Origin of the sequence: Methanococcus voltae, from assembly GCF_017875395.1 — an archaeon.
GTDB classification, from domain to species: domain Archaea; phylum AGJL01; class Methanococci; order Methanococcales; family Methanococcaceae; genus Methanococcus; species Methanococcus voltae_C.
Genome location: NZ_JAGGMO010000001.1, coordinates 262224 through 273354, shown reverse-complemented (window position 1 = coordinate 273354; position 11131 = coordinate 262224). Strand labels below are relative to the sequence as shown.

Sequence of the window (11131 nt, the reverse complement as noted above, 5' to 3'; positions counted from 1 at the left end):
ATAAAATTACTCAATTACACACGTACACAAAAATATTTATTTAGCCGGTGAATTCATGAAAGAAACCTCTAAAATATTAATAATCACAGGAAAACAAGCTTACGAAAGAGTAAATAAAGCAGTCTTAAAATACAAAAATATCGACATATATCAAACAGATATTTCCATAGCTGCATTTTTAACCCCTAATCTAATATTGAAAGCAATATCTGATTATTCAACAGAACTAAATATTTCTGAAAAAAAATTAAGCACAATTTATGATTTTATATTGGTAACCGGATTAATTAGACACGATTTAAAAATAATAGAAGACAGTATCGGTATAAAATGTTATAAATCTACTCGTGAAGCTTCTGATATACCCCTCCTAATTAACAATTTGGAAAATATCTCTTTATCAACTACAGATTATGCGGATGACCAAATTGCACAATACATTATCAAAGAAGCAGAAAAAGAACTACAAAATGCCGAAAAATTGCCATTATATGATCCCAATAATAATGAAAACCATGAGTATGCTCATGAAATGACTACAAATAGTAGTCTTAACTCAAAGAATAATTTAAGCAATATAAAAATCGGAAACCTGAAAATTGGCGATAAGTATCCCATGAGAGTATTGGGTGAAATAGTCCACACCCCATGGTTATCCGATATGGAGTTGGAAAATAAAATCAATTACTACCTTGATTCAGGGGTGGACATGATTGATTTAGGTATGGTAAGCAATGAGGATAACTCCAAAGATTTACACAGAATAATCTCTATTGCAAGAGATTTAACCGATAAACCGATTAGTGTAGATACATTAAATACAAAAGAATTAATCGAAGCTATAAAATTAGATGTAGACATGATTTTAAGCGTAGATGCAGGTAACTCTGACGATTTAATACCTTATTTAACTAATTCTAATACTGCATCGGTTGTTTTACCTACGAATTACAAGACAAATGAAGTACCTCATACAATAGATAATAAAATAGCCACCTTAAAGAACAACGTGGAAAAATTATTAAATAATGATTTAAAGGTAGTTGCAGACCCAATTTTGGAGCCAATTAATAATTTAGGGTGCAATTTTACTGATAGTATCATTGCATGCAAATTATTCAAAGAAAAATATAAATTACCAATGTTTTTTGGTATTGGTAATGTAACGGAACTTTTTGATGTGGACAGTAACGGGGTAAATGCCACTTTATGCGCAATAGGTCAAGAAGTAGGGGGTAATATATTATTTACGCCAGAAGCCTCGGATAAATGTAAATATTCTATAAAAGAATTAAAAATAGCTTCAAAAATAACATTTTTAGCTAAAATTAAGAATAGCCTTCCAAAAGATTTAGGTTATACTTTGATAAATTATAAAGATAAAAAGAACGATGAAGAAATTTATAATAAATCTGAAGAAGTTAAACTGTTAAATAAAATTAATAAAGATGATGATAAACTTAATAGTAAAATCAATAACAAATTTAATGGTACATATATGAATGGTTTAACAGAAAACGATATAATAATTGCAAAAGAGAACGAAAAGCAAGTTTTGGACAAAGGAAGCTTTAAAATAAAATTAGATAGGAAAAATTCAAACATAATTGCAATATATTATGTATATGGGCAACCTCAGAAAATTTTAAAAGGTAAAAATCCAAAGGAAATTTATGAAACCGCTCTTAGATTAAAAATGATTACAAAAATGGACCATGCTGCTTATTTTGGTAAAGAATTAGAAAAAGCAGAAATTGCCTTAAAAATCGGAAAAAAATATAATCAAGACTTTGAATTGTATTATAATGATTTTTGGAATTTGAATTTAAAATAATCTTATAATTTTAATATTATAATTTTAATATTATAACTTTTTTAAATTGCACATAATAAATTAAAAAGAAAAAAATATGATAAAGGTATGAAACGCAAGTTTTCAATTATTCTACTAATAATCTTGCAGCTTCAGGTGAGTATCTCCATGTAGCAGGTAATACTTTTGTACCTTTGTAGTATTTAACTAACCTTCTGATTTTTGACTCAATTAAGTGTAAACCTGTTTTTGAGTGTGTATCTCTTGGGTTGTTTTCTAAATGGTTTCTTAAGTTGATAGCTTTTTTCATCAAGTTTAATAAATCTTCTGGAACTTCAGGGTAGAATCCAGCTTCTTTCATGATTGTTGAAACACTTTTTCCGGTCATTAACTTAACGTTAGGTACACCGTACATGTCTCTCATTATGTTACCGATTAAAGCTGATTGCTTTCCTTCTTTTGCCATTTCGATAATTCTTGCTTCTACTTCCTCAGCATTCAAAATAACCCATGCAGGAACTTCTGTTCTCAAAGGTCTTGTTGAACTGGAGGAACCTCTTTTACCAGAGTGTAATCTTGCCATAATATAACCTCGTTACATTCGTTGATGATTCCCAGTTCGAGCAAATGAATTATAAATCAATCATATGTTTTATAATTACATTACTTCTCGAATAAAACCTAATAGTTTAATCTTGTATATATATGTAACGAACGTAAAAATAGATATTAAAATTTAGTAATAATAAAAGTAATAATTTTAATAGTCTTTTTCGTTAAGTCTTTTTATCCTGCCTACGCCATCTATTTCCTTAATAACGTCTACAACCGATTTTGGTACCAAATGTTCCCATTTTTGGTTATTGAGCATTTTTTGTCTTATTTTAGTCCCCGAATACTCTGCTCGATTATAAAGTTCGGGTTTTTTAACAATATATCCTTTTTCAGTGAATAATTCCCTTACCAAAGAGTTGCCCGTATACACTTGATTAAAGGGCGGGGTAAGTGCCTCAACACATGAAACCCAAATGGCGTTAAAATCTATGTCGCTAATAGGTATCGTATAGTATCGAATATCTAGATTTTCAAGTGATTTTGATATCATCATCATACGTTCACCCGCTGTAAACGGGTCTTTTAAGCTATGGCTCCTCTGACTACTACCTATTCCAATTATTAATTCATCTACTTCATTGGATATCTTTTTAATTATCTCATAATGCCCATTGTGAAATGGTTGCCACCGTCCAATGATTAAAGCTCTTTCTGTGTGTTTCATAGTTTACCTTTTAGTGATTATATCCTGATTTTAAAATATTTATTCTTATTTATACCTCTATATGCTCTATTTTATAAATTTATTGTATAATTTAATTTTAAATTAACAATTTATCTATATCTAATTTAACGTCATCTTTTTCAATAATTCCAATAATTTTAAATCCCGAATATTCTTCAATAGTTTTGAAGGTCTCCTCGTAGTAAGGAACTTCTTTTAAATCGCAAGTACTATTGATTATAATACCCAATACTTCGATACCTCTGTTTTTCAAGAATTCAGTTGTTAAAATAATATGGTTGATAGTACCCAAGTTAGGTCTTGCAACCACTACACAAGGTATGTTTAACATTTTGGCAATATCTGCTACATAATAGCCTTTTTTTAAAGGTACGCAAGCACCTCCTGCCCCCTCTACGATAATATATTCGTAAATATTTTTTAAATATTCATAAGATTCTTTAATTTTTTCAAAGTCCATTTTATACTCTGAATTTTCTACAATTGCAGATATGTTTGGGGATAATGGATTTTTGAAATTAATGGGATTTACTATATCTATATCAATATTTTTTCCATCTAAATCCTTCATATCCAATAATTTCATAATTTTATTGGTATCCGGTCTACCGCCAGTTTCAACAGGTTTCATATAGCCTGTTTTTTTGAATTTACTTACTTCTGAAGCAATAATCCCTGAAACGTGTGTTTTCCCTATATCTGTGTCGGTACCTGTAACGAATATCATTAATATCACCAAATTTGAAAATTAAATATTATATCATAAAAATATTATTATAAATTTTGATAATAACATTTGTTATAATCATATATAATAAAATCGATGTTTAATAAAAAAAATATAAATTATAAAAATATAAATTATAAAAATATAATAAATAAAAATATAATAAATAAAAAATAAAAAAAGAAATAAATAATACTAATTTTCAAGATATATACTAATTTCATCTTTTAAACTAACAACGTCCTCTTTTTCATGGCAAGAAGTAATTGAAACTCTTATTCTCTCGCTACCTTTAGCAACGGTTGGGTATCTAATCCCTATACATTGATAACCAGCATTATATAAGTAATTGGACATATCCATGGTATTTTTACCAAATACAAGAGGATATATTGGAGTTTTATGCTTATCGTCAAAGTTAATATTCTTTAAATCACTGAAAATTTTATTAGTAATCGATACATTTTTTTGCAATTTGGAAACGTAATCTCCATTTTTAATTAATTCAAAAGATTTAATTGCTCCAGCAATTACGTAAGGAGGTAATGAAGTAGAATATATAAAACTACGTGATTTATTTATCAAATAATCTATTAATTCTGAATAGCCTGCAACATAACCGCCTACTAACCCATTAGCCTTAGACAATGTACCAATTTGTATAACATTTTCATTAGCTTTAATTTTAAAATGTTCTAAGCTTCCTTTACCTTTTTTACCTAAAACGCCGGTACCATGCGCATCGTCAATAATTAAAGTACAATTAAAATCATTACAAAGCTTAAATAATTCATCAATCGGGGCAATATCTCCATCCATGCTAAAAACCCCGTCCGTTATTATAAAAATATTCCCAAATTGATTTTCTTTCAAGAATTTATCATCTTCAAGAATTTTTTTAATGAATTCCACATCACGGTGGGGATATATAATTTTTTCAGCATTCGAGAGCCTACAACCATCGATTATAGACGCATGATTGAGGCTATCGCTTAGGATTAAATCTTTTTTGGAGCATAACGCACTTATAACCCCCAAATTTGTTGCATATCCTGAGGAGTATACAAGAGATGAATCAGTATCTTTAAATTCAGAGATTGTCTTTTCAAGTTTTTCATGATTTATATTTCCTGACGTTAAACGTGATCCTGTAGATCCTGATCCATATTTTAAAGCATCCTTTATGGTATTTAGTATCTCTACATTAGATGACAAACATAGATAGTCATTGGATGAAAAGTTTTTGCCCATATTTTTATTAATTTTAAAATTATGTTCATAATTAGGGTCATAAAAATTCTTAAAGGATCGATATAGATTATTTCTTTTAATTTCATCCAATTCTAAATTAATTCTATTTTTTAGCATATTATCCCAATAATTATTTGCATATCATTATTTTACATATCATTACTTATCTAGTACTATATGGTTATTTAATATATTAAATAGGGCTTATCTTCTAAATTATCTATTAATTCTTTAAGGGATTCTTCATTCAAATTGTTTACGTAGAATACCCTGCCGCCCGTTTCCCCCGGATCTTTTAAGTTTTTAATTCTAAAGTATCCGTCTTCTGTAGCAACATAGCCTGTGGTATACGAAGGATTATCCGAGGTGCATAGTTCTGCAACTACTCCTAAATCTATCACTTTTGAGGCAATAGCTATTGCTTCGATGGTTCTTTCAGTATATAAGTCGTTTTTTCTTATTTTTTCCTTTAAATTATCGTCAGTATCTATGTTTTTTACCCTGACGCCCTTGTCAATGTCTTCATTAAATGCAATATCTAATCGAGAGCCATCTAGGGAGATTATTGCAGCTCCACGCATGCCCCCTTCATCGATAATCTCAAACCCTAATTTAATTAGGAATTCGCATAATACATCATTGACCCCAAATTCTTTAAACTTATTTTTTAGTAATTCGTGACAATAATTCCTTGAATTTGTTTTATTGCTCATTTCATAATTTTTTTCACAAATAGTTCCGATATTATCCTTATTGTACACTATAGGAATATGGGGGATTTTTTTAATTTTTTGGTTTACTTTTTCAACTTTTAAGTTTATAAAATCTGGTATCCCATTTTCATGACTCAACGCGCGAGATACAAGTTCTGAAGCTACTTCTTCAATATCTTCTACTTTTTCAACCTTTAAAAGTCTTTCTGCACCCGAAATATGTTTTTCTTCATTTGAAGCTCTCATTTTTAGACTGTAATACTCTTGTTCATCTTCTTCTTTCATATTATCAACATTCCGTACTATTAATTGTCTTGCTTAATATATTGTAATATATCATACTATATTTTAAATTTTATAATCTTGATTATTCATTTTTTATTACATTATATATTGTTTTTTAAACATTTATACTTTGATATTGTTTGAATGTTTAGTGTAATACGATATTATTATAACTGATATTTTTATGATTATTATTCACTACTATTATAATTATTTATTCAAATATATAATTATACGATTTATATTTGTCATGATTAATAATATTAAAACTCAATGATTTGTCATTATTTTTCATTAAAAACATTTATAATGATTTATAATGTACAAATACCTATATATATTAGTTATTTAATAGTATTATTCGCAATAATCGGTTACATAGTAATGTAGTATAAAATAAATGGATAATTTTATTATAGTAGCTCTTTATCACATAATTAATAATGATTAGAATAGAATAAATATGAAATATGGTGATTTGATGGTAAATTCAAGAACAATGGGATTTAAAAATTTTAAAAATGATATGGGACGACCTTTTAGGGGTAATGTTGCAGTTAAAGTAGTAGCATACCTAGTTGGAATTCTAGCAGTTTCATCTATAGTAATTTAAACTATTGAACATATGAATGAATATAAATAGAAATGATTAGCACTATCCCTTGTATTGAATGAATCAATCACATAAGAGTTAAAAAACTATAAGTTAGATTCATAAATTTCATTTATATTAATTTGGTTGGTTGTATTACTGTAAATGATAAGTTAAATTTTCTTAAATAATTCTATTAGATAATTTTACTAAATTATACATTAAAATTTCTAAATCTAAAATTTCTAAAATTTTTATTATTTGGTTGATGTAGTTATATATGCCCGTACAATACCAAATAGCATAGAAATAGAGTTTTTAAAACTCTAAATTACTATTAATGCTGTTATTATAATCAGGATAAACACGAGCGATATATCTTAGAATATATTGCAAAATTAAAATATGCCAATAAATAAAATCTAAAATATAAAAATAGAATAAAATAGTATAGTATAGAATATAATACTAGAAATAGAATAAGTAGTATATTAAATTAATAAACCGATTATTCAATATTATTTACTAATTTCTTTTAATTCAATTTTTTGCCCATGTAGGCACCTACTCGGTCGTAACCTTGTTTTTTATAGTATTCTCTAACTCCAATACCACTGGTTATCAATATTTTTGATTTTCCGTGACTTTTTGCGATTTTTTCAGCTTCTTCGAGCATTAATTTTCCATAACCTTTATGTTGCCAGTTTTTAGTATCTTCTATTTTAGAACCTAGTTCTTCCTGCTGACCGCAGACATGAACTTGTCTTATTAGGGCAGTATTTTCATCTATTTCTGCTCTAAACACTGCTTTCATATCTGGAATTCTAAGTCTTAGGTATCCGATTAATAAATCATTTTTAACATCTTCATAGGATATAAAAAATTCTTTACCCCCACTAGCTTCATACTCTTCAACAAGTAGTTTTATACTTGATAAGTCCGGTTTTATACCTTTTTTATAACAAACGTGACCTACTTCCCTACATCGAATACATTTGCACTTTATACCTTTTTCTTCAAGGTTTTTATACACTAATTCTCCAAGGTTACTTTTTTTAACGCCCTCATCAATAACTGTTGCAGGAATATCTCGCTGTATACGTGACGTTCTAATCCATTTCGGCATAATTGATTTAGCATAAGTTACTAATTCAACCGCTTCTTCATCAGTAATTGGTTTATATTCTCCTTTTTTCCATAAGTCGTAAAGTTCTGTCCCTTCAATAACTAAACAAGGGTAGAACTTTATTAAATCCGGTTTAAAATCTGGATTATTGAACACTCTTTCAATATTTTCTTTATCCATTTCTTCTGTAGTATGTGGCAATCCTGGAATAAGGTGGTAAGAAACCTTTAAACCGCTGTTTTTAAGACGTGAAGTAGCCTTAATTGACTCAGAAACTGAGTGACCTCTTTTTACAAAGTCTAATACTTCATCATACGTACTTTGAATACCTAATTCAACACGTGTGGCACCTAACTTTAACATTTCGTCTATATGTTCTTCTTTACAGTAGTCAGGACGTGTTTCAATTGTAAGAGCAACACACCTATGGGAAGCAGTTTCATTTATTTTTTGAGCTTCTTCGAGCGTTTCAGATACTAAACCATTCATAGCATCTAAACAACCTTTTATAAAGTTTTCCTGGTACTCTATATCTCGCCCTGGGAAAGTACCGCCCATGATGATAAGTTCAACTTTATCTGTCGGATGACCTACTTTTTCAAGTTGTGCTAATCTTTCAGAAGTCTGTACGTAAGGGTCAAATTTATACATAATGCCTCTCATAGTTGCAGGCTCTTTTCCCGTATAACTTTGGGGAACATCTCCAAATACGCTTTCTTTACCGCCCGGGCAGAAAGAACATTTGCCGTGTGGACAAGGTTCGGGTGAAGTCATAACTGCGACTACTGCAACGCCTGAAAGTGTCCTAATAGGCTTTTTTCGTAAAATTAAAGATAATTCTTTTTTTTCCGTTTCTGTTGCAAGGGCAAGAATATCTGAATTAGGGGGGAATCCAATATTTAAATCGAATTTTCGAAGACTTTTTGCTTTAATATCTTCCACTTTCTGTTTTTTTCTTTTTGCATCTAATTCTTCAATTTTTTCTTTATTAGATAATAATTCTTCAATTAAATATCTTATAAATTTTTTATATTCTTCCGTTTTCTTAATCTTTGAAAGTTCCGAAGTCATAATATCACCATAAGTATTATCATAATAATTGTAATCACAATAATTATAATCATAATCCTAATAATTTAATAAATTTAATAATCTCATATTTTAATAGTTAATGAACTTAATATATACAAAGAAAATATTTAAAATAATCTATAATACAACACCATTATATAATTATTATGTATTTATGTATTTTTTAGAATTTTGGAATTTACGGTGAAAGTTTGAAAGTGATGGATAATGGAAATAAAAATAAAAATAAAAATATGGGATATATCGATGCACATTGCCACATGGAATATAGGCGATTAAAAAATAGGGATGAATTGATAACCGGTGCAATCGATAACAATGTAGAAATGATTACTAGTGGCGAAAGTTTAGGTGGATGTAAAAGGGCACTCGATTTAAAAACTAAATATCCCAAAGATATCAATATTACAATGGGGTACCACCCTTCTAGGGTAAAATCCGATTGGAAGGTAATTGAGGACACATATAAGTTTATTGAGAAAAATCAAGATTCAATAGTGGCAGTTGGTGAAATAGGTCTCGATAGTGGGATAAATAGTCAAGCCGATTTGGATAAGCAGGAAAAAATATTTAGAAAATACTTAACTTTAGCAAAAGAATTGGATATGCCTGTAGTCATTCATGCGAGAGGTTTTGAAGATAAAGCGTACAAAATAATACATGAAATTACCAAAAATGATATAAGAATTATATATCACTGTTTTAGTGGAAGTAATCAACTAGCAAAAGAATTAATAGATAATGATAATTATATCTCAATTTCAACACAGTTGTGTTTTTCAGAATATCATAAAAATTTAATAAAAGAGTTATTGAGTATTTATGATATGGATTTATTTAAGAATACTCTTTCTGAAACCGATAGTCCGTTTGTATCGCCAATAAAAGGGGAACAAAATGAGCCTTCAAATGTAAGGTTAGTAGTAAATGAATTTGGAAAAATTTATAATTTATTAAATGATGAGAATGATGAGAAAGATAATTGCAACGGTATTAATAATATAAACAATAAATTAGATACTATTAGAAATAAGAATAATCATAATAACAATAGTAACAATAGTAACAATAGTAATACTATTACCAATAGTAATAATATTAACAGTAATAATCTAGATATTTCATGTAATGATATGGGCAATCAAATAATTAATCAAGATAATAACTTAATTAATATAGCTAAACTTATATATTCCCAAACTAAAAGATTATTCAACATATAGTTTAGTTTAAGTTTAAATTTAAGTTTAGAGTAAGCGGGTGAAAATATGGAAAGTTGCAAATGTGGAAATTTCATAGCTAAACTACTTACAATAATAGACTCTAATGAAGTTTTAGATTCTCCGGAAATCTCGGGAACTATGCGAGCTAAGGCCAACAGGGAGAATATAGACTTGTATTCTAAAAACCATACTGTGGCTATATTAAATATCCAAGGTACTGACAGCTATCAAATTTATTTTTTGAAGAAAAATATGGATGTTAATGATATTGAAGAAGATTTGCGGAAATTTGGGGCTGTTTTAAATCATGATTCTAAATTAATACTAAAAAATTACATTGAGATGATGAGCGATGAAGGATGCAAAAGGGATTGATAAGAAATGGGTAGTTTTAAACAACTTAACTTTAGAACTTTCAAGAAAGAGGCCTATTCCAAAAGAATATTTTGATAGATTAAGAATTGCAAATAATATTATAACGTATTATATTTTAGACGAGCACGCAGATTTTAGTGTATTGATGGATGCTGAAAAAGAGATTTCGGTGTTACAAGGTGCACTATTTGGTATGTGTGACGAAAAAATGGCTAAAGATTTTTTGGATAAACTTGGAAAAGCTTCAAGAGGGGAGTTAGATGTTGAATTTCCATTAAAACAAACTCCTTATAATCCAGAAGTTAAAAAAAGAAAGGCAACTGAAGTTATCCGTGTAAAAATGCCTTTTGAATTGCATCCTGAAATTTTAGGGGAACTTAGTGAGGATAATGGATTGATATTCTCACAAAGTGAAGAGGAAGATCTTAAAATACTTATCGAAGGGGAAAAATCCAAAATAATGACTGCTTTAAAAGATTTGGCAGTAATTTGGAAATTTAATAGTTTAAATTAATATTGGTGATATTTTAATATTATATTTTTAACATTAATTTTTAATAATATACTTTTAAAATAGCTTTTTTATTTTTATTTTTTATTATATTTTATTTTTATTTTTTAATTATTCAAAAAA

11 protein-coding genes are annotated in these 11131 nt (G+C 28.3%); 5 read left to right on the top strand and 6 right to left on the bottom strand.

All coding sequences use genetic code 11. From position 1 onward, the window contains the following. The first annotated feature begins 55 nt into the window (after nucleotides 1-55). Nucleotides 56-1834, top strand: coding sequence for a dihydropteroate synthase-like protein (locus J2127_RS01250; protein WP_209731629.1), 1779 nt, complete (start codon nucleotides 56-58; stop codon nucleotides 1832-1834). A gap of 106 nt (nucleotides 1835-1940) precedes the next feature. Here the strand turns inward: J2127_RS01250 and J2127_RS01245 are convergent, their stop codons facing one another. From J2127_RS01245 to J2127_RS01225, 5 genes are all read right to left on the bottom strand, one after another. Next, complete coding sequence (locus tag J2127_RS01245; RefSeq protein WP_209731628.1) at nucleotides 1941-2396, bottom strand: 30S ribosomal protein S15; 456 nt, start codon at nucleotides 2394-2396, stop codon at nucleotides 1941-1943. A gap of 177 nt (nucleotides 2397-2573) precedes the next feature. Further along, a complete protein-coding gene (locus tag J2127_RS01240) occupies nucleotides 2574-3092 on the bottom strand; it encodes a nicotinamide-nucleotide adenylyltransferase (RefSeq protein ID WP_209731627.1) in 519 nt (172 codons plus the stop codon). A gap of 97 nt (nucleotides 3093-3189) precedes the next feature. Next, entirely contained in the window at nucleotides 3190-3840 is a 651-nt protein-coding gene (gene bioD / locus J2127_RS01235; RefSeq protein WP_209731626.1) for a dethiobiotin synthase, read from the bottom strand. 195 nt (nucleotides 3841-4035) lie between these two features. After that, nucleotides 4036-5208: an aminotransferase class I/II-fold pyridoxal phosphate-dependent enzyme gene (locus tag J2127_RS01230; RefSeq protein WP_209731625.1), complete on the bottom strand. Its 1173-nt coding sequence runs from the start codon at nucleotides 5206-5208 to the stop codon at nucleotides 4036-4038. Between the two features lie 68 nt (nucleotides 5209-5276). Beyond that, complete coding sequence (locus tag J2127_RS01225; RefSeq protein ID WP_209731624.1) at nucleotides 5277-6089, bottom strand: 6-carboxyhexanoate--CoA ligase; 813 nt, start codon at nucleotides 6087-6089, stop codon at nucleotides 5277-5279. Nucleotides 6090-6570: 481 nt separating this feature from the next. Here J2127_RS01225 and J2127_RS08490 point away from each other — a divergent pair, with 481 nt between their 5' ends. Then, a complete protein-coding gene (locus J2127_RS08490) occupies nucleotides 6571-6702 on the top strand; it encodes a hypothetical protein (protein WP_281063903.1) in 132 nt (43 codons plus the stop codon). 514 nt (nucleotides 6703-7216) lie between these two features. Here the strand turns inward: J2127_RS08490 and J2127_RS01220 are convergent. Next, nucleotides 7217-8878 carry a tRNA uridine(34) 5-carboxymethylaminomethyl modification radical SAM/GNAT enzyme Elp3 gene (locus J2127_RS01220; RefSeq protein ID WP_209731623.1) on the bottom strand — a complete coding sequence of 554 codons (1662 nt, stop codon included), beginning with the start codon at nucleotides 8876-8878 and terminating at the stop codon, nucleotides 7217-7219. A 221-nt stretch (nucleotides 8879-9099) separates the two neighbouring features. Between J2127_RS01220 and J2127_RS01215 the strand changes: the two genes are divergently transcribed. Genes J2127_RS01215 through J2127_RS01205 form a run of 3 tightly spaced genes read left to right on the top strand, consistent with a single transcriptional unit; the run spans nucleotide 9100 to nucleotide 11011 of the window. Then, complete coding sequence (locus J2127_RS01215) at nucleotides 9100-10122, top strand: TatD family hydrolase (protein ID WP_245326420.1); 1023 nt, start codon at nucleotides 9100-9102, stop codon at nucleotides 10120-10122. Nucleotides 10123-10167: 45 nt separating this feature from the next. Continuing rightward, on the top strand, nucleotides 10168-10497 hold the full coding sequence (locus J2127_RS01210) for a DUF749 domain-containing protein (RefSeq protein ID WP_209731622.1): 330 nt from the start codon (nucleotides 10168-10170) through the stop codon (nucleotides 10495-10497). Continuing rightward, nucleotides 10475-11011 (top strand): DUF2096 family protein, encoded by a 537-nt coding sequence (locus tag J2127_RS01205; protein ID WP_209731621.1) that lies wholly within the window; start codon nucleotides 10475-10477, stop codon nucleotides 11009-11011. The genes J2127_RS01210 and J2127_RS01205 overlap by 23 nt, the downstream gene beginning before the upstream one ends. The last annotated feature ends 120 nt before the right edge of the window (nucleotides 11012-11131 follow it).